Below are 24,972 nucleotides of genomic sequence, written 5' to 3' on the forward strand. Positions count from 1 at the left end.
GGGGTCTTCATGACCTTTGCCCGGAGAGGATTGAGGAGCTTCAAATGCGATTGACCATCAAGGCGCGTCATCTGGTGGGGACCAGCTGCCTCGGCATGATGCTGGCCTGTGCGCCGGCCGTGTCGGCGCAAGAGACCGGGCCGCAGGACGCGGAGACGCAGCGCGCGGGCATCGAGGATATCGTCGTGACGGCCAACCGCCGGACCGAAAATGTTCAGGATGTGCCGCTGTCGATCACCGCCATTTCGTCATCCGACATCGAAAGCGAACGGATCCAGTCGACGTCCGATCTCGGCCGGCTCGTGCCGACGATCACCGATGCCGGTCTGCCCGCGGTTTCGGGCGGCGGTCTCACCATCCGCGGCATTCGCGGAAATGATCGCTCGGCGGGTGCCGATCCGCCAAACGGCCTCTTCGTCGATGGCGTCTATTTCGGGCGCCCCGAAGATGGTGACGCATTGCTGTTCGACGTCGAACGCATCGAAGTGCTGCGCGGTCCGCAGGGCACATTATTCGGGAAGAATGTCGTCGGCGGCGCGATCAACGTGACGACCAAGGCTCCCTCTCAGAAGCTCGAGGCCATCGTCACCGGCACCTATGGCAATTACAATCGCATCGAAGGCCAGGCCGCCGTCTCGGGACCGCTCACCGACACGATCGCGGCCGGGATTTCGGTCCAGTCGCAATCATCGGATGGCTATGCCCACAATGTGATCACCGGCAACGACCTGATGGGGACGAGCCGGAACGCGATCCGCGGGCGGATCGACTTCGAGGTGACACCCGAGTTCACCAGCTCCTTCTCGGCCAATTACGAGCGCGTCCGCGATGGCGGTCTCGCTTCCTATGAAGTCGCGAAGCCGGCGCTGCCGGCGGCCTATTATCCCGTCGATCTCGACCAGCCGCGCGATGCGGCTCAGAATATCGACGGGTTCCGCAATCGCAACGCCTTCAGCTTCATCGCGACACAGAATTACCGGGGCGAGGCGATCGGCTTCAAATCGATCACGGCCTATCGCGGATCGAGCAACCACACCTTCTATGACGTCGACGGCACTCCGCTGCCGATCACCAGTCAGGAGCAGTTCGATCGCTACCGGCAGTTCAGCCAGGAATTGCAGCTCTCGTCGCCCGAGGATGCCAAGGCGCTGCGCTGGGTCGCCGGACTCTATTATTTCCGAGCAACGACCGACCAGCTGACCGAGAATATCATCCGGCCGCCCGACGGGACGTTCGTGAATGTCCTCAACAACCAGCTCGGCTTCGGACCCGGACCGCATGTCACGCCCAACTCGCAGGATGTGCTGACGATCAACTATGCGGCTTTCGGGCAGGCGACGCTGGCGGTCACCGACCAGCTTAACCTGACCGCGGGCATTCGCTACACGATCGAGAAGAAGAAGGGCATGTCGGCGACCTTCGGCGACCGCGACGTCTCGCTCTTCCCGGGGCTTCCCGAGTTGCTCCCGCCGGTTGCCGGCGGGCCGCTCACCGGGCGGATCGAAGGCAATATCGATCGCACCTGGAAAGCATGGACCCCGCGCGTCGCGATCGACTATTCGCCGGTCGAGGACATCATGTTCTATGCCTCGGCGTCGCGCGGCTTCAAGGGCGGCGGCTTCACTGGCCAGAACGGCTCGCTCGCGACGATCAGCCGGACCTTCAATCCTGAATTTGCCTGGAACTACGAGCTCGGTCTGCGCTCGCGCTTCCTCGACAACCGGGCGCAGGTCAATGCGACGCTGTACCAGATGGATTACAGCAATCTGCAGGTCACGACGATCATCGGCACTTCGCGGGTCACCGACAATGCCGCGAATGCGCGCATCCGGGGGCTCGAGGTCGAGACCGAGTTCATCCCGGTCGACGGGCTGACCACGGCTTTGTCCTACGCCTACACCGACGCCAAATATCGCGACTATATCGACGGCTCGGGACGCGATCTCAGCGGGAATAAATTCCCCGGGGTGTCGCGGCACGTCATCAACCTTCGCGCCGATTATGCGTGGGACGTCGGTGGCGGAGAGCTGACCTTGTCGGGCGGTCTCACCTACCGGAGCAAGCGTCCGAACAATTCGGTCAACTCGCCCGAGGTGACGGTCGCGCCGGTGACGACCTATGACGCGTCGCTCGCCTATGAGAAGGGCAGCGTCGAGCTCCGGCTCTGGGCGCGGAATATCACCAACGAGCGCTACATCGTGACAGCGAACGACGTGACAGCCTTCTTCTATCTGTCGCCGACCTCGGCAAATGCGACGACGTCGAGCTTCCTCGTCAACTATTCCCAGCCGCGGACCTTCGGCATCACCGGAACCTGGCGCTACTGACGAGCTTCCGGGGGGCACCGGACACTGGCCGGGTGGCGCGAAGGCGCCGCCCGGCTTCTTTGTGCCTGTAACAAACGGGCCGAGGATTTGGACGCGTTCGTTTGAGGTTTGACGAACTGGTCGGCATGACCGCGCACGGATATGGCGGAGCGGAGCGATTCTCTCGCGCCCGGAAGGTGAACGCGGACTTGCAGCCTTGATTGCCGGGATGTGGCAGGCCAGTCTGTCCGTTCGCTGATTCCGAGGTGGGCAAATATGCATGTGCGGCAAATCGTCATGGGGGACGCACCAGCCGTTCAGGCGATTTACGCGCCCTATGTGACTGCCACCACCATCTCGTTCGAGGAGGTGGCGCCCGACATTGCCGAAATCGAAAGGCGCATGGCTGCCATTCTGCCGCGCTATCCCTATCTGGTAGCCGAAGTGGATGGGCGGGTTGTCGGTTATGCCTATGCCTCCGAACACAGGACGCGCGCGGCATACCGGACATCAGTCGACGTCGCGGTCTATGTGGCGCAGGGCGCCCAACGGAGCGGCGTCGCGCGGTGTTTATATTCTCGCTTGCTGCCTGCCGCAGCGGGCTTGGGCTATCACGCCGCCTTTGCCGGCATTGCGCTGCCGAACGAGGCGAGCGTCCGTCTGCACGAAGCGATGGGTTTCGAGCCAGTTGGAATCTATCGCGAGGTCGGACGAAAATTTGATGCTTGGCACGATGTCGGTTGGTGGCAGCGCCTGTTGTGATCGACGCCGGAGAGCTAGGCGCCGACGAAGGTCAAGGACCAATCGGATAACCTGATGCGTTAGCCGGCTCCTATCACCGGTCTCACGCTGAATGACACGGCCCGAGCGTTTCAATGATCCGGCAATCGTCGATCGTGCCTTGCTCGCATGTCGTCAATATGCGGCTCAACTCGGCGCGCATCTTGGCCAGATCGGCTATCTTGGCGTCAATCTCCTCAAGATGGCGCGTGGTGATTTCATCAACCGCGCCGCAAGAGCGGGACCGATCGTCGGCGAGGGCCAGAAGTTCGCGGACATCGTCGAGGCGAAACCCCAGATCGCGTGCGCGCCGAATGAAGGACAGCCGTTGTCCATGTTCATTGCCGTAGCTGCGATAATTGGCGGACGTTCGCGCTGCCCGCGGCAGGAGACCCTCCTTCTCGTAGAAGCGGATCGTCTCCGTTTTCGTTTTCGTGATCCGGGCAAGCTCGCCGATGCGCATGACCTCAACCTTATAGTTTCTGCAAGGTTGGTTTAGCGGCGCTTGACCGGATGCTCAATGCCCGCCGAATTTGAACCGGACGCCGCCATTGACGACGAACCCATCGGTCGGTCCCCAGGCATCGACGGTCCAGCTTCCGTCCGGTGCGCGCTGCGGAAGCAGCAGCGGATCATATTTGGTCTGGCGGATGTTGAGGATATTCTCGGCATTTACGAACAGGCTGACCTTGCCGAGCGTGATTTCGCCGAGCGCGCCGAGTTCGAAATAGGGGCGGCTGCGCGCGCGATAGGGATTGTCGTCGAGTTGCTGGCGGCCGGTGTAATAGGCTTCGATCCCGATGCGCCCCTTGCCATGCTCCTCCCACATCCCGACGAGGCCGGCGCTGTGACGCGGGGTACGCGGCGTGGTGCGGCGGCCGGTGCCCGACGGGTCGGGTTCGCTGGCGTCGACGAAGACATAACTGCCGGTGACCGAGAAGCCTTGCCAGCGATAGCGCAGCATCAACTCGCCGCCGCGCGTGCGCGTCGTGCCGGCGGCATTGACGAGGCGCACGCTGTCGGCATCGACATCGACGAGCTGGACGGCATTGTCGATGTCGGAGGCGAAAAGGGTGAAGCTCGCTTCGATCGGCCCCTTGGCATAGCCGAAGTCGAGCGAGGCGGTCTTCGCGGTTTCGGCCTTGAGCGGGCCAAGCGGTTCGAGGCGCGACAGGCCCGCCGCCTCGATCTCGTCGACGAAAGGCGTCGGCGCGTAGAAGCCCTGGCCGAGCGAGGCGCGGATCGTCCACGGGCCGGGGCGATAGAGCGCCGAGAGGCGCGGGCTGAACCGCGTGCCATAGTCGCTGTGGAAATCGACGCGCGCGCTGCCCGCGAGCAGCAGCTCGTCGGTCAGTTCCTGCTCGATCTGTCCGAACAGGCCAGGGACGGTGTAGCTGTAGTCGAAGGTAGGAAAGGCGCGCGAGCGGTAGAGGTCGGCCTGGAATGCCGCACCCGCGAGCCAGTTCGTCGGCCCGCTTTCCCCGGCGAGCGAGGTCTCGGCGAAGAATGTATGTTGATTGTCGGTTTCGGCGCTGGTGCCGAACAGCTGCCGGTGGCGCTGCGTCATCGCCGAAGCCCGCACACCGATCTTGCCAAGATTTTCGACCGGGAATTCGGCGACGAGCCCGGCGTCGAGGCGGCGGCTGTCCTGCGTCAGCGGGAAGGGCTGGCCGTCGGGGGCGGTGCGGCCCGCGAGCGTGCCGCCGGTCCGGTCTTCCTGCGTCGCGCCGACGGTGATCAGTGCGGTCGCGCCATCGTCACCTTCCCAAAAGAGGCGCGGGCGGACCGTCCAGCGGTCGAAGCCCGGCATGTCGATCCAGCCGTCATCGTCGAGATCCTTGCGAGTCTGGCGATGATAGCCGCCGGTGAGCGAATAGCTCCAGTTCGCAGCCAACGGTCCCGCCGTATAGCCGGTGACGTCCTGCCCGTCGCGGGTCGTGGCATTGGCGAGCAGTTCGGCCTCGGCCTCGGCACGCGGGCGGCGCGAGACAAGGTTGATCACGCCACCGAGGGCGGAGGGGCCGTACAGCGCCGATGCCGACCCCTTGATGACCTCGACCTGCCCGAGATCGGTCGGCGGAATCTGGAGCAGACCGATCGATGACGGCTGGCCGCCGTAGAGCGGCAAGCCGTCGGCGAGGAGCTGCGTGTAGCGCCCCGACATACCCTGCATGCGGATGTTCGACGATCCGAGTGACGGCGAGGTGACCTGCACGCGCACGCCCGGCGTTTCGGCGACGAGCATCGAGACATTGCCCGGTGTCATCAGCAGCTTTTCCTCGATCTCCTCGCGGCCGATCACCTCCACGCGGATCGCTTCGTCTTGCACGCGCCGGCCCGAGCGCGTCGCTTGCACGAGGATCTCTTCTTCCTCTTCGTCCGCCTCGTCACGATGCTCCTGCGCATGGGCGGCGGGCGTCCAGAGCAGAAGGCTCTGGGTCATCGCTGTCGCGGCAACGAGAAGGATTTTCGAGGATTTCACGTTAGCGTCTCCGGCAACTTAGATTATTCGGCCGCGCTTTGGGCGGCCCGCCGGTGGCGCCATAAAGGTTGAAGTGGCTACAAGGTCAAGCGCCATATGGCCTTGTCCGGTCTTCGCCGCAGCCGGTCTAAATTCGGGGGCGCGGGCCGGAAAATCCCCCTGATTGGGCGGACGCACGGCCTTCGGCAATGAACCGAAGCCATCTCGCCCGCCCAAGGCGTTTCAGTTTTCGCTCGCTTATGGCGCCTTGCTGATCTGCGTGATCGTCCCGGCCTTGCCGTCCCAGTCGAGTTCGAACGACACCTTGTCGCCGACCTTGATATCCTTGAGCAGTTCGGGCTTCGCGGCAAAGCCCATCGCCATCGGCGGCCATTCGAGTTCGGCGATCGCACCATGATCGAGGGTGACCTGGCCCTTCGCGGTGTCGATTGCGGTCACGGTCCCTTCGCCTTTGCCATGCTTGGCTTCTACCGGCATCGCCATGTCCTTGGCGCCCTCGGCCGGAGCCGCGGTCGCTTCTTCGGCTTTCGGCGCTTCGCTGGGCTTGCCGCAACCGGCAAGTCCGGCGCTGAGGGCAAGCCCCAGCGCGATGGTGATCGATTTCTTCATGTCATTTCTCCTTCGGGTTGATCGCTGTTGGCCGCGGCCTGCGCATCAGCAGATAGGCGGCGGGAATGATGAACATCGAGAGCAGGGGCGCGGTCAGCATGCCGCCGACCATCGGCGCGGCAATCCGGCTCATCACCTCGGAGCCCGTGCCGGTCCCGACGAGGATCGGAAACAGGCCGGCGAGGATAACCGCGACCGTCATCGCCTTGGGCCGGACGCGCAGCAGCGCGCCGTCGCGGACCGCGGCAATCACGTCATCGTCGCCGCGCTGGGCGAGCGCCTGCTTGAGATAGATGAGCATGACCACCCCGAACTCGGCGGCGACGCCGGCGAGCGCAATGAACCCGACCGCGCTCGCGACCGACTGATTATAGCCGAGCAGATAGAGCAGCCAGAGACCGCCGGTGAGCGCGAAAGGCATGGTCGCCATAATGAGCAAAGCCTCGTCCCAGCGGCGGAAGGTGAAGTAGAGCAGGACCAGGATGATCGCGAGCGTGATCGGCACGACGATCTTCATCCGTTCGGCGGCACGAACGAGAAATTCGAACTGCCCGGTATAGGAAATGCTGATCCCCGGCGGCAGCTCGACCTCGCGCGCGATCGCCTGTTGCATATCCTTCACCAGCCCCTGCAGATCGCCGTCGCGGCTGTCGACATAGATGAAGGTCACCGGGCGCCCATTCTCGCTGCGCAGCATCGGCGGGCCGTCGCTGACCTTCACACTCGCCACGGTGCCGAGCGTGATCTGCTGACGCGAGGGGGTAAGGACCGGCAGGCTCGAAAGCTCGCCGAGACTGTCGCGCAGCTCGCGCGGATAGCGCACGCTGATCGGATAGCGCGCGAGCCCCTCGACCGTCTGGCCGATCGTCTCGCCGCCGATCGCGCCCGCGATGATCGCCTGCACGTCGGCGACATTGAGACCGTAGCGCGCCGCGGCCGCGCGATCGATATCGACATCGATATAGCGGCCGCCGGTCAGCCGCTCGGCAAGCGCCGAGGCGACGCCGGGGACGCCTTTGACGACCGTCTCGATCCGTTTGGCGGTGCGGTCGATCTCGGCGAGGTCCGATCCCGCGACCTTGATCCCGACCGGGCTCTTGATCCCCGTCGCGAGCATGTCGATCCGGTTGCGGATCGGCGGAATCCAGAAATTGGCGAGCCCTGGAACGCGAACCCGCGCATCGAGTTCCGCAATCAATTTCTCCTCGGTCATGCCGGGACGCCATTGGTCCTTTGGCTTGAAGCGGATCGTCGTCTCGAACATTTCGAGCGGCGCGGGATCGGTCGCGCTGTCGGCGCGCCCGGCCTTGCCGAACACGCTCTCGACCTCGGGCACCGTCTTGATCAGCCGGTCGGTTTGCTGGAGCAGGCTCGATGCCCGCGCCGCCGAAATGCCCGGAAGCGCCGAGGGCATATAGAGCAAATCGCCTTCGTGCAGCTGCGGCATGAACTCGCCGCCGAGCTGGATCATCGGCCACAGGCTGGTGGCGAAGACGAGGCCAGCGATCATAAGCGCTTTTTTCGGCCGCTCGAGCACCCAGTCGAGCGCCGGCCGATAGGCGTGGGTCAGCCAGCGATTGACCGGATTGGACTGTTCGGCAGGGATGCGGCCGCGAATCAGCCAGCCCATCAGCACCGGGATGAGCGTGATCGACAGGATCGCGGCCGCGCCCATGGCATAGGTTTTGGTGAAAGCGAGCGGCGCGAAGAGCCGTCCCTCCTGGCCTTCGAGCGTGAAGATCGGGAGGAAGGAGAAGGTGATGATCAGCAGGCTGAGGAACAGCGCCGGACCGACTTCGGCGGCGGCGTCGGTAATCACCCGCCAGCGCTCGGCGCCCCTCAATTCTTCGCCCGGATGATCCTGCTCCCAATGCTCGAGATGCTTGTGGGCATTTTCGATCATCACCACCGCCGCATCGACCATCGCGCCGACCGCGATCGCGATGCCGCCCAGCGACAATATATTGGCGTTGAGGCCCTGCAGCCGCATGACGATGAAGGCGATCAGGATGCCGAGCGGCAGCGTCAGGATCGCCACCAGCGCAGAGCGTGCGTGCCAGAGGAAGAGCGCGCAGATGATCGCGACAATGATGAATTCCTCGACGAGCTTCGAGGAAAGATTATCGACCGCGCGGTCGATAAGGCCCGAACGGTCATAGGTGGTGGCGATTTCGACCCCCGGCGGCAGGCTGCGCTTGAGCTCGGCGAGCTTGGCGCGCACGCCGTCGATCACCTCGCGGGCATTCTTGCCCTCGCGCATCACGATCACGCCGCCGGCGACCTCGCCCTCGCCATTGAGTTCGGCGATGCCGCGCCTGGTGTCGGGGCCTATCTGGACCGTGGCGACGTCGCCCACGGTCACCGGGATTCCGCCGCCCGCGGTACGAATCGGGACGCTGCGAAAATCGTCCAGCGACTTCAGATAGCCGCTCGCGCGAACGATATATTCGGCCTCGGCCAGCTCGAGCGTGCCGCCGCCGCTTTCCTGATTGGCGCGTTTCAGCGCGTCGGAGACGTCGGTCGCGGTCACGCCATAAGCGGCAAGTTTCTGCGGATCGACGATGATCTGATATTGGCGCACCATGCCGCCGATGCTCGCGACCTCGGCGACCCCGGGGACCGACTTAAGCTCGAAACGCAGGAACCAGTCCTGGAGGCTGCGCAGTTCGGCGAGGTCGTGGCGGCCGCTCTTGTCGACGAGCGCATATTCATAGATCCAGCCGACCCCGGTCGCATCGGGTCCGAGACTCGCGCGCGCCCCTTCGGGAAGCCGGCTTTGCACCTGGCTCAGATATTCGAGCACGCGGCTGCGCGCCCAATAGGGATCGGTGCCATCGTCGAACAGCACATAGACGAAGCTGTCGCCGACGAAGCTGTAGCCGCGCACGACGCGCGCGCCGGGCACCGAGAGCATCGTCGTCGTGATCGGATAGGTGACCTGGTCCTCGACGATCCGCGGCGCCTGGCCGGCATAAGTGGTGCGGATGATGACCTGGACGTCGGAGAGATCGGGCAAGGCGTCGACCGGCGTCGTGCGCACCGCGGCAATGCCGAGCAGCGTCAGGATCAGCGCGGCGGCGGCGACGAGGCCGCGCGCCGCGACCGAGGCGCGGATGATGCGCGCGATCATTGCGCCGGGTCCAGCGGCCGGACCGCAAGGCCGGTCAGGCTCGCTTCGGAGTCGAGCAGGAACTGGCCGGAGGCGACGACCTTCTCGCCGGGGGCGAGGCCGCGCAATATCTCGGTCTTGCCGCCGCCCTCGCGGCCAGCGACCACCTCGGCGGGATGATAGCGGCCATCGCCCCTATCGAGCATCACGATGCTGCGCGTGCCGGTGCGGATCACCGCTTCGCTCGGCACCAGCAGCGCCGGCTTGGCATCGCCCCCGAGCGCCACGACCGCGAACATGCCGGGACGCAGGCGACCGCCGCGGTTGGCAAGCTCGATGCGCACCGTCAGCGTCCGGCTGTCCGCCGCGGCGGTCGGCAGGATCGCGACGACCCGGCCGGCGAAGGCCTCGCCGGGAAAGGCGGTGAGCTTGGCGCTCGCACGCTGGCCGACCTGCACCGAGCCGGCCTGCGCTTCGGGAAGCGCGGCGTTGAGCCAGACTGTGCCGAGGCCCGAGATTTCGGCGAGCGTCTGTCCGGCAGCGAGCGTCACCCCGGCGCGGGCATTGAGCGCCTGGATCACCCCGCCGATCGGGGCGCGGACGGTCATCCGGCCGCCGGTCCGTCCGCTCCGGTCGACCTCGGCAATCACGCCTTCGGGCATGCCTATCAGCCGCAGCCGCTGCTTAGCCGCGGCGGTGAGTTCGGGGCGGCCGAGTTTCTTGACGCTCAGATATTCGGCTTGCGCGCTGCCCCATTCGGGCAGTTGCAGGTCGGCGATCGGCGTGCCGGCGCCGATGACGTCGCCGGGTGCGAGGCGGTAGACGCGCTCGAGGAAGCCGCCCGAGCGCGCTTGCACGATCGCGACGTCGCGCTGGTTGAAGTCCACCGTTCCGTTGACGTCGAAGGTCGCCGCGAGGCTGCCCAATTCGGCGGCGACGACGCGCATGCCGAGGCTTTGCCGCGCGGCGGGATCGACCGATATGCCGGGGGCGCCGTTCGCGCCGCCCTCATCGGCATATTTGGGCTCGAGCTGCATATCCATGAAGGGCGACTTGCCGGGCTTGTCGAACTTCTGGTTCGGGAACATCGGGTCGTAATAATAGAGGATCTTGCGCCCATCGCTCGTGGCGCCGGACGGAGCGTCGCTCTGGCCGCGCTGTCCGAGCCAATAGCCGCCGCCGCCTGCGATCAGCACGGCAGCCAAAATCCCGGCGCGCCACCGCACCGCTGTCGTTGCATCGGTCATCGCGCAGTCTCCCCATAGATATAATTGATCCGGATCGCGTCGCGCGCGACCTCGGCCTCGCGCGCCAGCGCATCGACCTCGGCTTCGGCCAGCGCGAGCGTTGACAGCAGCGCGGCGCCGAGATCGAGTTTGCCGGCGGCGTAACTCGCAAGGTCGAGTTCGGCGCGCTTCTTCGCGAGCGGCACCAGCCGCGACCGCGCATTGCCGAGCTGCTCATGGTGCATAAGATGGTCGGCGAGATCGGCGTCGAGCGCGGCGGCGATATCGCGCTTCGCCGCTTCGCGGTCGAGCCGCGCGCGCGTCGCTTCGCTGGCGCGCGCGGCGATCTTCGGGTCCTGCCTTTTCTTCGCGAAGAAGGGCAGGTCGATCGTGACCCCTAGCGTGACGAGGTCGCCATAATTGGGCTCGCGCCGGCCATAGGCGGCATTGACGGTCCAGTCGGGGCGCTTGTCGGCACGCGCGAGGCCGGTGTCGGCATCGGCCGCAAGCGCGCGCGCATCGAGCGCGCGCAGCCGCGGCAGCGCGTCGATGCCGGCGCGCAGCGCCACTTCGTCGATCATCGGGGACGGCGGGTCGCCCGCCGTGTCAGCCGCGGGATCGCCGGTAAAGCGCGCGAGCTGGGCGCGGGCACGCGCGATCTCGGAAGTCAGGGCGCTACGGCGGTCCTGGACTTGGGCGCGAAGCTGTTCAGGCTCGAGCGCCTGCGCCGGGCGGGCCGCGCCGCTGGCCAGCCGCGCCGTGACCGTCGCCTGCAGCCCATCAAGGTCGGCGTCGAGCAGATCGAGTTCCTTCAGCCTTTTCTTCGCATAGAAGAGATCGACCCAGGCGAGCGCCGTTGCCAGCCGGACGTCTTGCGCGGTGACCGCTTCGTCGGCGCGCGCGATCCCGATGTCGGCTTGCGCGCGCGTGGCGCGCGCCCTTCGTTTCGCGGGATTGGGGAAATCCTGGCTGATGCCGATCACCTGCATCGTAAAATCGTCGCGATTGAGCCGGCCTGCATCGGGCCCGGTCACCGGGAAATCCTGCAAGGTGACGTTGAGTTTCGGGTCGGGCAGCCGGTCGGCGGCGATCGCCGAAGACTCGGCCGCATCGATCCCGGCTTCGCGTCCGCGCAGCTCGGGGGCCTGCGTCTCCGCCAGCCTGAGAGCAGCGTCGAGCGTCATCGGTTCGGCATGAAGCGCGGACGATATCGGGATCAGCATCGCTGCCGCTAGGAATATGCGCATATGTCCCCCTTGAGAGATGATGAGCTAATGTCCCCCGGCGCGCGCGCCGGGGGACGGGGACCGTCAGCCTTTGACGGGCTGTCCGTGCATGGCTTTCATGCAGTCGGACGCGTCGGTCTTCATCATGTCGCAGTCGCAACTGGCCATCTGCGCGGTCTTGTCCTTGACCCAGACGCGTTCGCGCGGCGCGATGCCCGACTTGTTCGGGCCGGGGATATAACGAGACTACCATTCATAATGGCCGCCGGCCGCCTCTTGGGCGAAGGACGGGGTCGTGGTGAGGGCCGCAAGCGCTGCGGCCGTCGCAAAAATCATCTTCATGTTGAATTTCCTCAGGTGAAATGCCGAAGGACACGCAGCGACGAAGGTCGCCGCGCATCGCGCGTTTCAGCCGAGGAATAGCGGCGGGTCGGGCTCCGGACCGAGCTTGCGGCCAACCAGCCGCGCGACGGGGAGGCGGTCGGCGGGTGCTGCGCAATGGTCCGCCGCCGCTGCCAAGACGGCGGGCGTGGACACCGCGAGCGGGAGCGCGCAGCCCATCTTGGCGATGCAGTCGAGCGTCAGGCCCTTGCAGGGCGCGCTGTCCTGCGACTTGTCGATCCCCATCATTTCCGCACACTCGTCGCTCATTGCGGGCGCGGCAACATGTGTGTCGGACGCCACAGGTATCGCCGGCGCCGCCGCAAACGCAGCTTCCTGGGCCAAAAGGCCCAGCACGGCTCCCAAGAGGAGCAGCAAGGAAAGCCAGCGTTTCACAGGTTATGCATGATCCTTGTCCAATCGGGCGTCAATTCGATTCTGGGCGAGAGGCTTCCCGTCTATTCGCAGGCCGTTCTGCCCTCGTTACATCCGACCCGCGCTTCAGCCACATCCCATCGCCATTCAGACCCAAATCTTTGCCGGCGACGTCCCTTGGTCAGATTTTCACGAACCGCAGCCGGAGAGAATTGGCGATCACGCTGACCGAGGAGAGCGCCATCGCGGCCGCCGCGATGATCGGCGAGAGCAGCAGCCCGAACAGCGGATAAAGCGCGCCCGCCGCAATGGGTATGCCCGCGACATTATAGGCGAAGGCGAAGAAGAGATTCTGCCGGATGTTCGCCATCGTCGCATGGCTGAGATGCCGCGCCCGAACGATGCCGAGGAGGTCCCCGCGCAGCAGCGTCACGCCGGCGCTTTCGATGGCGACGTCGGTTCCCGATCCCATCGCGATGCCGACATCGGCGGCAGCGAGAGCGGGTGCGTCATTGACCCCGTCCCCCGCCATCGCGACGATCCGCCCCTCGTCGCGGAGCCGCTGGACGACGGCGCTCTTCTGGTCGGGCAGGACATCCGCCTCGACATCGGCAATGCCGAGGCGCCGCGCGATCGCTTCGGCCGTGACGCGATTGTCGCCGGTCAGCATGATGACCCTGATTCCCGCCTCGCGGAGCGCCGACAGCGCCTCGCTCGTCGTCGCCTTAACCGGGTCGGCGATGGCGATGACACCAGCTGCCTTGCCGTTGACGGCGACATAGATCGCGGTCGCGCCGTCTGCACGGAGACGATCGGCGGCTTCAGCCACCGCGGCGAGGTCAACGTCATATTCCTGGAGAAAGGCGGCGTTGCCAAGCACGACCGCCCTCTCTTCGACGGCGCCGACGATGCCCTTGCCCACCGGCTGATCAACCCCCGAAGGCTCGACAAGCACCAACCCGCGATCTTCGGCAGCCTTGACGATCGCGGCCGCCAGTGGATGCTCGCTACTACGCTCAAGGCTCGCTGCGATACGAAGCAGTTCGCTTTCGTCAAACCCGTCGGTGATTTCGATGGCGACGACAGAGGGCTTGCCTTCGGTAAGGGTCCCTGTCTTGTCGACGACGAGCGTATCAACCTTTTCCATCCGCTCGAGCGCTTCGGCATTCTTGATCAGGACGCCGGCTTCGGCGCCGCGTCCCACGCCCACCATGATCGACATCGGCGTTGCGAGGCCGAGCGCGCAGGGACAGGCAATAATCAGCACCGAGACCGCCGCGATCAGACCGTAGGCCATCGCCGGCGTCGGACCAACCAGCGACCATATGACGAACGCAGCGATGGCAACCGCGATCACACCAGGCACGAACCACCCCGAAACGGTGTCGGCAAGGCGCTGGATTGGCGCCCGGCTGCGCTGCGCGTCCGCAACCATCTGCACGATGCGGGCCAGCATCGTGTCGCGGCCAACCTTCTCGCTTCGCATCAGCAGACCGCCGGTCTGGTTGATCGTCCCGCCGATGAGCGCGTCGCCGACGGTCTTGGTGACGGGCATCGACTCGCCCGTGACGAGCGACTCGTCCACCGTACCGCGGCCCTCGAGGACAATTCCGTCGACGGGAACCTTTTCCCCCGGACGGATACGCAGCACGTCTCCAACTGCAACTAGCTCGAGTGCGACTTCTTCGTCGCTGCCGTCGCCGCGGACACGGCGGGCCAGCTTCGGCGTGAGGTCGAGGAGCGCGCGGATCGCGCCGCTCGTTGTCTCCCGTGCTCGCAGCTCGAGCACCTGGCCGAGCAGGACGAGCACGGTGATGACCGCTGCCGCCTCGAAATAGACGGCGACCGAGCCATCGGCCGCACGAAAGGCGGCAGGGAAAATCTGCGGCACGAGCGCCGCGATCATGCTGTAGCTCCAGGCCACCCCCGTTCCCATTGCGATGAGGGTGAACATGTTGAGGCTCTTGTTGCGGATCGAGAGCCAGGCGCGCTCGAAGAAGGGCCAGCCCGCCCACAAGACCACCGGGGTCGCGAGCAGCATCTGAACCCAATTGTTCGTCTGGCGACCGACAAATTGATGAAGGCCGGTCATGTGGCCGCCCATTTCGAGCGCGAGGACGGGCAGTGCGAGCAAGAGTCCGATCCAGAAGCGCCGCCGCATGTCGCGATAGTCTTCGCTGGGACCATCCGACGCGGCTGGCATGACGGGTTCGAGCGCCATGCCGCAGATCGGGCAGCTTCCCGGACCAGGTCGCTGAATTTCGGGATGCATCGGGCAGGTCCAGATCGCGCCCTCGGAGGCTTGGGCTGCTACCGGCTCCGCCTTCTGCGCGTAGCGATCCGGGTCGGCCTCGAACTTCGCAAGGCAGCCGGCGCTGCAGAAATAGTGGTGAACACCGCCGTGCGTGGTGGCATGCGCCGTCGTTGCCGGGTCAACGGCCATGCCGCAGACCGGATCGGTAGCGGCCCCGCTGGCATTAGCTGCATCCTGATGGTCGTCCACTGCCGCCGCTCCCGTCGTTGTCCCGGCGCCGCCGGGACAGGCGCGCCGCCCTTTTTCGCGGCCGCAGAATGAGGCCACTCCTGTGGATACGCAAGAAACGGCTCGAGCCCTCAGATTCATGTCCGACGGCGATCAGCCGAAGGGCTTGCGCCCCCAAAGGATGCGCCGGATCAACGGGCGACATAGGGTTCGAGCATCCCGAACCACGCAACGAGAGCGAGGATGGCAAGCCCGGCCAAAGCTTCGATCGCGAGGCTGCGGCGCATCGCCGCCAAGGCGCTGGCTGGTCCGGTCTCGTCGATCTTGTCCGGATTGTCGACGGCCGAACGTAGGGCCGGAGTAAGGCGCCAGCGGTTCGCTGCCGCGAGACCGAGCATTAGGGCGAAAAGGACAAGCTTTGCGAGAAGCATCTGGCCATAAGGCGAAGCCAGGGACGATCCTATATTCTGGACCCCGACGATCATCTGCCCGTTCACCAGACCCGTCGCGGCGATCACGATCACGCAAATCGTCCCGACGCGGGCAAACCGATCGAGGCTCTGCGCCGTGGCGTCAACGTCGCGCTGGTCGGGCTGCCCACCGGGCCTGAGCAGCAAAAGGAAGGCGGCGATAGCGCCGAGCCAGACAGCGGCAGCGATCATGTGCAGCGCGTCGCTCGCGCGGTGGATCGTGCCGGCGAGGCCCTCGGTTGCCCCGGCATGGCCCGACCAGACCAAAGTGGCGAGGGCAATCGAGCCCGTGCCTGCGATCAACCATCCGGCCGCACCCGGTTTTCGCTGGAGCCACCAGGTCGCTGCCAGCGCGCCGGCCAGCGCGGCGATGCGCACAAGCCATGCCGTTCCCGCGTCGCTGTCTCTCACAATCGAAAAGACCATGTCCGCGTCGATCGCGAAGAGACCGACGCCCTGCATGCTGGCAGTCAGGATCGCCATCCCGGCAACCGAGACAAGCAATCCCAAGGTACAGAGCCAGCGGAGCGGTGCTGTAAAATCCCGCTCCTGTCCTTCGCCGGATCGCGACGCATAAAGCGGGAAAGCCGCCAGCCCCACGATAAGCATCAGGTTCGCGAACAGCGCGAACCTGACACCCATCATCAAGGCGTCGCTCACCGGCTTATTTCACCGTGAAGCTGAATTCACCGCCCATGCGGTGCGTATCCGCGCCGGCGGCCGACCATTTGACCTTGTAGCTTCCCGGGACGAGCGCGCGTTTGACCATCAGCATCGTCGATTTGCCGTCCTTGCCCATCATCGAGGTGGTCGGGATCTTCATCGGCGCGTGATTGGCCATGCCGGGCATGCCGGTCATCACCAGTTCGGTCTTCACCGTGGATGCGACGACCTTTTCGTTGAACTGCAGATTGACCGACGTCACCTTCGAGACGGTCGAATTGGCAGCCGGGGTGGAACCGACGAGCTTGGTGTGGGCGCTCGCGGCATTCGGCATGAGAAGCAGCGCGGCGGCGGCCGTGACAGAGGGGAGAAACGACTTGAACATAAAAACCTCCAATTGCGGGTCTGTCCTGCTAATACGCAGATCAACGCCGCGGCCCTCAGAAATTTGGCACCACTTTGTTGGAATATTTCTGAGGGATGTTGCGATCGTGCGCGTATGTTCTTGGGTAAGGATGGCGAGAAAGGCCGATGGACGAACTCCGGATTTTGAATGAAGCGCCGTTGCCGGCAGGGCTCGACACGCTCGACGATCGCGTCCTGTCCGCGCTTGCCGGGCGGCAGCGCGAAGCATCGGCAACGCGGCGCATGATGGCGCTCGCAGCCTTTGTTTCGCTGGGAGGCGGATTTGTCGCCGGTAGCGCCGTCATCCCGCCCGCCGTCGCCGCGAGCCCGATCACGCCGCTGATCCCGGCGAGTCCGCTGGCCCCCTCGACGCTCCTGGATTCGCGTTGATGACCTCGCGCCGTTTGTTGCTCTTCGGGCTGGTGGCCTTCATCGCCGCCCTTGCCGGCGTGCTCGCTGGACGGCTCATTGTCGAGACCCCGCGCGCAAGCGAAACCGAATTGCATTCGCTGCTCCACAGCCAGCTCAAGCTCTCGCCCGCGCAAAAAGTGAAGCTCGACCGGATCGAGGCGAAATTCGCGCTGCGGCGCGACGCGCTCGAACTCGACATGCGCGCCGCCAATATCCGGCTCGCGCAGGCGATCGAGGCCGAGCATGGCTATGGTCCCCGCGTCACCGAGGCCATCGACGAGACTCACCGCGTGATGGGCGAACTGCAGAAGGAAACGCTGCAGCATCTGTTCGCGATGCGCGTCGTCCTCGATCGCGACCAGGCGGCGATGTTCGACAAGACCGTGGTCAAGGCGCTGACCGCCGATGCGCGGTGAGCCTCGACCTCTCGTTTTGTAGCGACCGCGAGCTCGTCGCGCTTGCGCGAGCAGGACAACAGCACGCCTATCGGGAATTTCTCCGGCGCTACAAGGAGCCGATCTTCCGCCTGATCCGGAGCAATATCGGCGATCCCGACGAGGCGATGGATCTGACCCAGGAAGCCTTTGTCGCGGGCTTTGCGGCGCTTGGTCGTTATGACGCCGACCGGCCCTTTCAGACCTGGATAGCCCGTATCGCGCTCAACAAGTGCCGCGACTGGGCCCGGCGGCGCGCCGTCCGGTCCTTCTTTGCGCGCGCCCTCCCGCTCGAAAGCGCCCACGACGTCGCCAGCGAAGGGCCCGCTCCCGATGCCGAAGCCGCCGATCGCACCGAGCTCGCGCGCGTTCGCGCCGCGATGTTGCGCCTCGCGCCGAATCTGCGCGAGGTAATCGTTCTTCGCGGGGTCGAGGATCTCAGCCAGGCGGAAACCGCCGAATTGCTGCAGATCAGCGAAAAGACGGTCGAGACCCGGCTCTACCGCGCGCGCATGAAGTTGAAAACGCTGCTTGGCGAAACATCGGCGCGCGGCGCCGACTGAATGACGCACGGCGTGCCGGGTTTTTCGCTCCAATGGTTGAGGGGCGAGCGAGCGTGCCGCGTATAACTATTGAGACAAGGCAAGAACCGGGAATTTTATGCAGATAGACAGGCGTCGTTTCGTGGCTGGTGCATTGGGCGGAGGGACCGCGGCCGCGCTCGCACCCTGGTTTCCGGCCTGGGCGCAATCGGTGTCGCCCGGCATCGTCGCCCCGCTCCCTACGGTATCGGGCAATGACATCACCCTTCGCATCGCGCGCCAGACGATGCGGATCGACGGCAAGGTCAGCCGCGCGATCGGGATCAACGGAACGGTGCCTGCGCCGCTCGTCCGCCTCAAGGAGGGTCAGACCGCGCGCCTGACCGTCGTCAACGATCTTGACGAGGACAGCTCGATTCACTGGCATGGACTGATCCTGCCCTTCCAGATGGACGGCGTTCCCGGCGTCAGCTTCCCCGGCATTAAGCCGCGCTCGCAGTTCGTTTACGAGTTTCCGGTCGTCCAGTCGGGGACCTATTGGTATCACAGCCATTCGGGCCTGCAGGAACAGCTCGGCCATTATGGACCGATCGTGATCGATCCCGCGGGCGCCGATCCGATCGGCTATGACCGCGAGCATGTCGTCGTCCTCTCCGATCACAGCCAATTGTCGCCTGAGGCGATCTTCCGCAAGCTGAAGGTCAATCCCGGCCATTTCAACATGCAGCGCCAGACGCTCTCGGGCCTGCTCGCCGGCAAGGACCAGCCGCTCGCGGAACGCATCGACTGGGGCAAGATGCGCATGGATCCGACCGATGTTGCCGACGTCAACGGATCGACCTACAGCTTCCTCGTCAATGGCCATGGCCCGCGCGACAATTGGACCGCGCTCTTCAATCCCGGCGAGCGGGTGCGCCTGCGGATCGTCAACGCATCGGCGATGACGATCTTCAATGTCCGCATCCCGGGACTCAGGATGACCGTCGTGCAGGCCGATGGCCTCAACGTCGTGCCGACCGAGATCGACGAATTCCAGATCGCCGTCGCCGAAACCTATGATGTCATCGTGACGCCGGTCGAGGACCGCGCCTATACATTTGTCGCCGAGGCGAACGATCGATCGGGCATGGGCCGCGCCACGCTGGCGCCGCGCGCCGGCATGGCCGCCGAGGTCCCGCCGCTGCGCGAGCGACCGCTCGCGACGATGAAGGACATGGGCATGGGCGACATGTCGGGCGGCGCGATGGCAGGGATGGCCCATTCGGGCGGCGCGATGGCAGGGATGGCCCATTCGGGCGGCGGCGACATGGGCGCGATGCCGATGCCCGCGGGCGATCCCGCCTGCGCCCCCGAACATGCCAAGATGGGTCATTGCACCCCCGCAGGCGAAGGCGGTGCAATGGCGGGCATGGATCATGGATCGGGCGGCATGCAGCACAGCATGCGCGACTTCAGCGTCGCGCCGCAGGTCAAGCGCGATCCCAGCGTCCAGACGATCTCGCCGATGCCGACCGACCGTATGGGCGAACCGGGGCAGGGCCTCGACAATGTCGCGCACAAGGTGCTGACCTATCACGACCTCGTCGCGCTTGAGCGCAATCCCGATGTGCGCGCCGCCTCGCGCTCGCTCGACATCCATCTGACCGGCAATATGGAACGCTTCATGTGGTCGTTCGACGGCGTGAAAATGTCCGACCATCACGAGCCGATCCCGTTCATCGAAGGCGAGCGGGTGCGGATCAACCTGATCAACGATTCGATGATGAGTCACCCGATTCACCTGCACGGGCATTTTTTCGAACTGGTCACGGGCAAGGGCGATCGCTCGCCGCGCAAGCACACCGTGCTCGTCCAGCCGGGCGGCACCGCGAGTTTCGATTTCACCGCCGATGCGCTCGGCGACTGGGCGTTCCACTGCCACCTTCTCTACCATATGCACGCCGGGATGATGCGTGTCGTGAGCGTCCGCCCGAAGGGAGACGCAGCGTGATCCGTATCGCCTATCTCCTGTCGGGCATCGCGCCGCTGATGCTCGCAGCCCCCGCCATGGCGCAGCCGATGGACCATTCGATGCACGGGTCCGCGCCCGCGCCCTCGCCCACGCCTGCCCCGGCGACGCAGCCCGCGCCCGAAGCACCCGCTGAAGGGTCGGCGGAGCCGATGGACCATGGCGCGATGGAACGCATGGACATGGCGCCCGAGGCTTCCACCTGCGCACCCGAACATGCGGCGATGGGGCATTGTACGCCCGAGCCGGCGGCGTCCGACATGGGCGCGATGGATCATGCTGTGCAGCCGGCGTCCGATCCCGATTGTCCGCCCGAACATGCCCAAATGGGGCATTGCACCCCGAAGGGCGCAGCATCGGAGCCCATGGCCGGTATGGAAGGCATGCAGGCGGCGAGCAGCGCCAGCGGCACCGACCTGCCGCCGGGCGATGCCGCCGCACCCGCGCCGCCCGGCGACTGGTATGCCGATCGTATCTACCCCAAGGCCGCAATGGACCACTCGCGCCACGAGATGATGAAGGAGAATGGGGCGCAGACCATCGCCTTCATCAGCTTCAATCTCGCCGAATATCAGGCGCGCAAGGGCCGCGATGGTTTCCGCTGGGATGGCGAAGCCTGGTACGGCGGAGATATCAACCGGCTGACCATCAAGAGCGAAGGCGAGGGCGTCTTCGGCGAGGGCATCGAAGGCGGCGAAGTGCAGGCGCTCTACAGCCGCGCCATCGGCCCCTATTTCAATGCCCAGGCCGGTGTCCGGCAGGACTTCGGACCGGGTCCCGATCGCACCTATGCGACGATCGGCTTCGAGGGATTGGCCCCCTATTGGTTCGAAGTCGAGGGGGCTCTCTTCCTTTCGACCAAGGGCGATCTGCTCGGCCGTTTCGAGGGCTATTACGACCAGCGCCTTACCCAGAAGCTGATTCTCCAGCCGATGGCCGAATTCAATCTGGCCGCGCAGGACATTCCCGAGAGCGGCATCGGCTCCGGCCTGTCCGACGTCGAACTCGGGCTTCGTCTGCGGTATGAAGTCGTCAAAGAATTCGCACCCTATATCGGGGTCGAGTGGGCCCGCAAAGTTGGCGATACCGCTCGCTTTGCGCGGGCCGCGGGCGACGATCCGAACAGTGTCAGCTTCGTCGCGGGGGTGCGCGTCTGGTTCTAGCTGCGGGGCGGCGAAATGGCAGGAGAAACGGGATGAAACCGGCTTATCGCAGTCTCGCGTGGCAAACGCTCGCCGGCGGCGTCATCATGTATCTGGTGATGTTCGTGATGATCGACCGTCTGTCGAGCTTCTACAACAATCTCAACATGCTCTACATGACGCTGATGATGGTGGCGCCGATGGTCGTCCTGATGGTCATCGCCATGCCCGACATGTTTCCCGACAAGCGCCGCAACGCTCTCCTTCTCGGCGGCGCCGCGCTGGCTTTCGTCGGCAGCTTCGCTTTTATCCGCAACCAGACCACCATCGACGACACGGCTTTCCTGCGATCGATGATCCCGCATCACTCGGGCGCCATCCTCATGTGCGAGCAGGCAAGCCTCTCTGACCCGGAAGTGCGGGCCCTGTGCCGCGGCATCATCGCCGGGCAAAAACAGGAAATCGACCAGATGAAGCGGATTTTGGAGCGGAAATGACCATCGGTTCGTGTTGCAGCCGCCGAAGCCTGTTCGGGCTGATCCTGGGAGGCGGCGCGGTTCTGGCAGGCTGCGATAGAAAGGCACCGGCCGGACGCGCAACGACCGATCGGTCAAAAGCGCCGGCCGCACCCGATGACAAGGCGCTTCTCGTCTACCGCGATCCCGAGTGCGGTTGCTGCGAGGCATGGGCGGACATCGCGCGCGGGGCAGGCTATGCCGTCACGGTCGAGAACCGCTCCGACATGTCCGCGGTCAAGGCCCGCTTCGGGGTGCCGCAGGACCTGGCCTCGTGCCACACCGCCATCGTTGCAGGCTATGCCATCGAAGGCCATGTGCCGATAGCCCAGATCGCGCGGCTCCTCCGCGACAAGCCGTGCGGCATCGTCGGCATCGCCGTACCGGGCATGCCGCGCGGCTCGCCAGGGATGGAAATGCCTGACGGGAGCAAGGACGCATTCGACGTGCTCGCCTTCGACCGCGCTGGCGAGATTTCAGTATTTCCCGCGTAGAGGATGCGTCGTCGATCCTGCGGTTTGCGATTCTCGAAAAAAAATTGCTCGAAGGTGAGGGGTGGTCGCTTGGCGTGCGTATTATAGAGACCGACTATGCGCCCGAGATTCCGAGTTAACATATTGATCTTCAACGTAATTTTCTATTGACCTGTATATACATTTGATGCTCTCTGCGGTGGGTAACGCAACCAAAAGGGGGTTTCGCGATGAAGATCAGGACAGTTTTGCTTGCCGGCGCAGCAGTTTGTGCAGGCATTTCGGCACCGGCGCTCGCGCAGACCGAGTCGGCGCCTCAGGCAGGCGCGGATAGCGCCAGCAGCGGCAACGACATCGTCGTCACCGGATCGCGCATCCGCCGCCAGGATCTCGCGGGCGTCGGCCCGGCCACGGTCGTCTCCGCCGAGCAGATCGAAAACACCGGCGTCGTCAACATCGAGACCGTGCTCCAGCGTCTTCCCGCCAATGCGGGCTTCGCGGGCAACCAGACCTCGGCCTATTGGGCGAACAATGGCTATGGCACCGCGCAGGTCAATCTCCGCGGCCTCGGTATCAAGCGCACGCTCGTGCTGCTCAATGGTCGCCGTCTGGTCGCGGGCGGCACCGGCGCCAACTCGTCGCCCGACCTCAACATGATCCCGGTCGCAGCGCTCGCACGCACCGATGTCCTCAAGGACGGCGCCTCGGCGATCTACGGCGCCGACGCGATGGCGGGCGTCGTCAACCTCGTGACCCGCACCGACTATGAAGGTCTCGGCCTGAGCGTCCGCCAGGGCATTACCGAAAAGGGCGACGGCTCGGATTTCACCGCCGACCTGCTCTGGGGCATTCGCAACGATCGCGGCGGCTTCATGGCGGCGGTGACCTATCAGAAGACCAAGGCGGTCAATATGGCCTCGCGCGCACCCTGCTCGCTTGCCGAAACCACGCCGGGTACGCTTGGCTGCGTCAACAGCGCCTCGACGATCGGCGGCCGCGCGGTGCTACCGAACGGTCAGCAGATCAATTTCAACCAGGTGCTGGGCGGCAACGGCAACTTCTTCGAGCCGTACAGCGCCGCGAAGCATAATTTCAATTCGAACCCGTTCCTCAATGCGGTGAGCCCGGTCGAACGCGTCAGCACGGCCTTCTTCGCCGACTATGACCTCACCGACGATATCGAGGCGTTCGGCGAGTTCCTGTACACCTTCCGCAAGTCGAACCAGATCGCGACGCCGGGAACGCTGCGCAATCTCTCGATTGCGGCGAGCAATCCGACCAACCCGACGGGGCAGAATATCGTCCTCATCCAGCGCCGCCTCGCCGAGCCGGGTCCGCGCCAGTTCTTCCAGGAAACCGACACCTGGCAGGGCACGTTCGGCGTAAGGGGCAAGCTGTCGAACAATTGGGGCTGGGAAGTCGCCGGCGCGTTCGGCCGCAACACAGCGGTCGACGGCTCGACCAACATCGCCAATCTCGAGCGCGTCGCCAATACGCTCGATACCAGCAAGTGCAGCCTCGCCGCGGGGGCGACGATCCCGTGCGCCGATTATCTCGGCTTTGGCGACCTGACGCCCGAGGTTCTCGACTATATCCTGTTCACCTCGCGCGACCGCGGCGGCAACGAGCTGGCGACGGTGACGGCAGACCTGAACGGCGACCTGTTCAAGCTGCCCGCGGGGCCCGTCTCGTTCGCGGCGGGCGTGGTCTATCGCAAGGAGAAAGGCTGGCGCGATCCCGATCCGCTGACCGTGCTCGGTATCGCCAACACCAATCAGCAAAGCCCGATTTCGGGGACGAGCGTCGCCAAGGAAGCCTATCTCGAACTGTCGGTGCCGATCCTCGCCGACAAGCCTTTCTTCGAGGCGCTGACGCTCGACGGGGCGGTGCGCTATTCCGACTATGACCTGTTCGGCAGCGACTGGAATTACAAGGCGAGCCTCGACTGGATGATCAGCGACAGCTTCCGCCTCCGCGGCACCTATGGCACGGGTTTCCGCATCCCGAACGTGCCCGAACTGTTCGGCGGCGTGTCCGAAGGCAATTTGACGACCACCGATCCCTGCTCGCGCTACTCGACGAGCGGCAATGCGGGGCTGATCGCCAATTGTCAGGCGTCGGGCGTCCCCGCAAATTATGTCCAGCTCGGCACGACCATTCTCACCACCGTTGGTGGCAATGAGGATCTGAAGCCCGAAAGCTCGACGACCTGGACCGTCGGCACGGTCGTAACGCCCAAGGGCCTGATCCCGGGCCTATCGCTCACTGCCGATTGGTTCGACATCAAGATCAAGGACGCGATCCGCGCGATTCCGGGCTCGACGAAGCTTGCCATTTGTTATGCCAGCGCGAACCTGTCGCATCCCTTCTGCGATGATTTCACACGCAGCCCGCTGACGGGCGAGGTGACCTTCCTCTCCGCTCAGCCGATCAACACCGGTCGCGAGGAGATGAACGGCCTCGATCTAGGGCTCGTCTATGCGGGGGGCATCGGCAGCGTGAACATCTCGCTCGACGTCAACCTCACCTATCTCAACAAATATGTCGTCCTGCCCTTCCCGGGCGGCGCGCCGATCGATTTCGACGGCTTCATCGGCGGCGGCAACGGCGGCTACCCGAAATGGCGTGGCTATGGCGTGCTGACCGCCGAGAAAGACGGCGTCAGCGCGACCTGGTCGACCCAGTGGATCGGCAAGGCGACCGACTTCAATGCGGCACCCGGCGAAATCGGCTACAGCACGCCGAATGTCTTCTACCACAATCTCCAGGTCGCGTTCGAGATCGACGAGAAGACACGCTTCCAGGTCGGCGTCGACAATCTTTTCGATCGCAAGGCGCCCTATATCCAGAGCTTCACCGATGCGAACACCGACACGATGACCTACGACCTGCTCGGACGGCGCTTCTACGTCGGCTTCCGCACCGCGTTCTGA

The 24,972-nt window shown here is 65.0% G+C and carries 21 protein-coding genes; 11 read left to right on the forward strand and 10 right to left on the reverse strand.

Translation table 11 applies throughout. The features are described 5' to 3' along the window. Positions 1 to 44: 44 nt before the first annotated feature. Together EEB18_RS12255 and EEB18_RS12260 are read left to right on the forward strand one after the other, a co-directional pair. Positions 45 to 2,327 (forward strand): TonB-dependent receptor, encoded by a 2,283-nt coding sequence (locus EEB18_RS12255; RefSeq protein ID WP_187139549.1) that lies wholly within the window; start codon positions 45 to 47, stop codon positions 2,325 to 2,327. A gap of 210 nt (positions 2,328 to 2,537) precedes the next feature. Beyond that, entirely contained in the window at positions 2,538 to 3,068 is a 531-nt protein-coding gene (locus EEB18_RS12260; protein WP_262407916.1) for an arsinothricin resistance N-acetyltransferase ArsN1 family B, read from the forward strand. An 82-nt stretch (positions 3,069 to 3,150) separates the two neighbouring features. Here the strand turns inward: EEB18_RS12260 and EEB18_RS12265 are convergent, their stop codons facing one another. The 6 genes from EEB18_RS12265 to EEB18_RS12290 form a co-directional block, all read right to left on the reverse strand. Then, positions 3,151 to 3,549, reverse strand: coding sequence for a MerR family transcriptional regulator (locus tag EEB18_RS12265; protein ID WP_187139547.1), 399 nt, complete (start codon positions 3,547 to 3,549; stop codon positions 3,151 to 3,153). Between the two features lie 54 nt (positions 3,550 to 3,603). Continuing rightward, a complete protein-coding gene (locus EEB18_RS12270) occupies positions 3,604 to 5,529 on the reverse strand; it encodes a TonB-dependent receptor plug domain-containing protein (RefSeq protein ID WP_187139546.1) in 1,926 nt (641 codons plus the stop codon). 276 nt (positions 5,530 to 5,805) lie between these two features. Further along, complete coding sequence (locus tag EEB18_RS12275; RefSeq protein WP_187139545.1) at positions 5,806 to 6,177, reverse strand: copper-binding protein; 372 nt, start codon at positions 6,175 to 6,177, stop codon at positions 5,806 to 5,808. A gap of 1 nt (position 6,178) precedes the next feature. Continuing rightward, entirely contained in the window at positions 6,179 to 9,307 is a 3,129-nt protein-coding gene (locus EEB18_RS12280) for an efflux RND transporter permease subunit (RefSeq protein ID WP_187139544.1), read from the reverse strand. Continuing rightward, complete coding sequence (locus EEB18_RS12285) at positions 9,304 to 10,533, reverse strand: efflux RND transporter periplasmic adaptor subunit (RefSeq protein WP_187139543.1); 1,230 nt, start codon at positions 10,531 to 10,533, stop codon at positions 9,304 to 9,306. Before EEB18_RS12285 ends, EEB18_RS12280 begins: the two co-directional genes overlap by 4 nt. Next, positions 10,530 to 11,759, reverse strand: a complete 1,230-nt coding sequence (locus EEB18_RS12290) for a TolC family protein (protein ID WP_187139542.1) — start codon at positions 11,757 to 11,759, stop codon at positions 10,530 to 10,532. The genes EEB18_RS12285 and EEB18_RS12290 overlap by 4 nt, the downstream gene beginning before the upstream one ends. An 88-nt stretch (positions 11,760 to 11,847) precedes the next feature. Here EEB18_RS12290 and EEB18_RS22745 point away from each other — a divergent pair, with 88 nt between their 5' ends. Continuing rightward, positions 11,848 to 11,979, forward strand: coding sequence for a hypothetical protein (locus EEB18_RS22745; RefSeq protein ID WP_262407917.1), 132 nt, complete (start codon positions 11,848 to 11,850; stop codon positions 11,977 to 11,979). 167 nt (positions 11,980 to 12,146) lie between these two features. Here the strand turns inward: EEB18_RS22745 and EEB18_RS12300 are convergent, their stop codons facing one another. The 4 genes from EEB18_RS12300 to copC all read right to left on the reverse strand — a co-directional run bounded on the left by EEB18_RS12300 (position 12,147) and on the right by copC (position 16,494). Then, entirely contained in the window at positions 12,147 to 12,389 is a 243-nt protein-coding gene (locus tag EEB18_RS12300; protein ID WP_262407918.1) for a hypothetical protein, read from the reverse strand. A gap of 286 nt (positions 12,390 to 12,675) precedes the next feature. Continuing rightward, positions 12,676 to 14,997, reverse strand: coding sequence for a heavy metal translocating P-type ATPase (locus tag EEB18_RS12305; RefSeq protein WP_187139540.1), 2,322 nt, complete (start codon positions 14,995 to 14,997; stop codon positions 12,676 to 12,678). A 170-nt stretch (positions 14,998 to 15,167) separates the two neighbouring features. Continuing rightward, complete coding sequence (copD, locus tag EEB18_RS12310; protein WP_187139539.1) at positions 15,168 to 16,106, reverse strand: copper homeostasis membrane protein CopD; 939 nt, start codon at positions 16,104 to 16,106, stop codon at positions 15,168 to 15,170. A gap of 4 nt (positions 16,107 to 16,110) precedes the next feature. Then, positions 16,111 to 16,494, reverse strand: a complete 384-nt coding sequence (gene copC / locus EEB18_RS12315; RefSeq protein WP_187139538.1) for a copper homeostasis periplasmic binding protein CopC — start codon at positions 16,492 to 16,494, stop codon at positions 16,111 to 16,113. 146 nt (positions 16,495 to 16,640) lie between these two features. Here copC and EEB18_RS12320 point away from each other — a divergent pair, with 146 nt between their 5' ends. The 8 genes from EEB18_RS12320 to EEB18_RS12355 all read left to right on the forward strand — a co-directional run bounded on the left by EEB18_RS12320 (position 16,641) and on the right by EEB18_RS12355 (position 24,972). Beyond that, the gene (locus EEB18_RS12320; protein ID WP_187139537.1) at positions 16,641 to 16,904 is read left to right on the forward strand and encodes a hypothetical protein; all 264 of its coding nucleotides are present in this window, start codon (positions 16,641 to 16,643) and stop codon (positions 16,902 to 16,904) included. Next, complete coding sequence (locus EEB18_RS12325) at positions 16,904 to 17,341, forward strand: periplasmic heavy metal sensor (protein WP_187139536.1); 438 nt, start codon at positions 16,904 to 16,906, stop codon at positions 17,339 to 17,341. Before EEB18_RS12320 ends, EEB18_RS12325 begins: the two co-directional genes overlap by 1 nt. Further along, positions 17,338 to 17,922, forward strand: a complete 585-nt coding sequence (locus EEB18_RS12330) for an RNA polymerase sigma factor (protein ID WP_187139535.1) — start codon at positions 17,338 to 17,340, stop codon at positions 17,920 to 17,922. The genes EEB18_RS12325 and EEB18_RS12330 overlap by 4 nt, the downstream gene beginning before the upstream one ends. A 97-nt stretch (positions 17,923 to 18,019) precedes the next feature. Next, positions 18,020 to 19,891, forward strand: coding sequence for a copper resistance system multicopper oxidase (locus EEB18_RS12335; protein WP_187139534.1), 1,872 nt, complete (start codon positions 18,020 to 18,022; stop codon positions 19,889 to 19,891). Continuing rightward, positions 19,888 to 21,072 carry a copper resistance protein B gene (locus EEB18_RS12340; protein ID WP_410468105.1) on the forward strand — a complete coding sequence of 395 codons (1,185 nt, stop codon included), beginning with the start codon at positions 19,888 to 19,890 and terminating at the stop codon, positions 21,070 to 21,072. Before EEB18_RS12335 ends, EEB18_RS12340 begins: the two co-directional genes overlap by 4 nt. 32 nt (positions 21,073 to 21,104) lie before the next feature. Beyond that, positions 21,105 to 21,548 (forward strand): DUF305 domain-containing protein, encoded by a 444-nt coding sequence (locus EEB18_RS12345; RefSeq protein WP_187139533.1) that lies wholly within the window; start codon positions 21,105 to 21,107, stop codon positions 21,546 to 21,548. Further along, entirely contained in the window at positions 21,545 to 22,060 is a 516-nt protein-coding gene (locus tag EEB18_RS12350; RefSeq protein WP_187139532.1) for a DUF411 domain-containing protein, read from the forward strand. Before EEB18_RS12345 ends, EEB18_RS12350 begins: the two co-directional genes overlap by 4 nt. Positions 22,061 to 22,269: 209 nt before the next feature. Continuing rightward, positions 22,270 to 24,972 carry a TonB-dependent receptor domain-containing protein gene (locus tag EEB18_RS12355; RefSeq protein WP_187139531.1) on the forward strand — a complete coding sequence of 901 codons (2,703 nt, stop codon included), beginning with the start codon at positions 22,270 to 22,272 and terminating at the stop codon, positions 24,970 to 24,972.

This window comes from Sphingopyxis sp. OPL5 (assembly GCF_003797775.2).
Classification (GTDB): domain Bacteria; phylum Pseudomonadota; class Alphaproteobacteria; order Sphingomonadales; family Sphingomonadaceae; genus Sphingopyxis.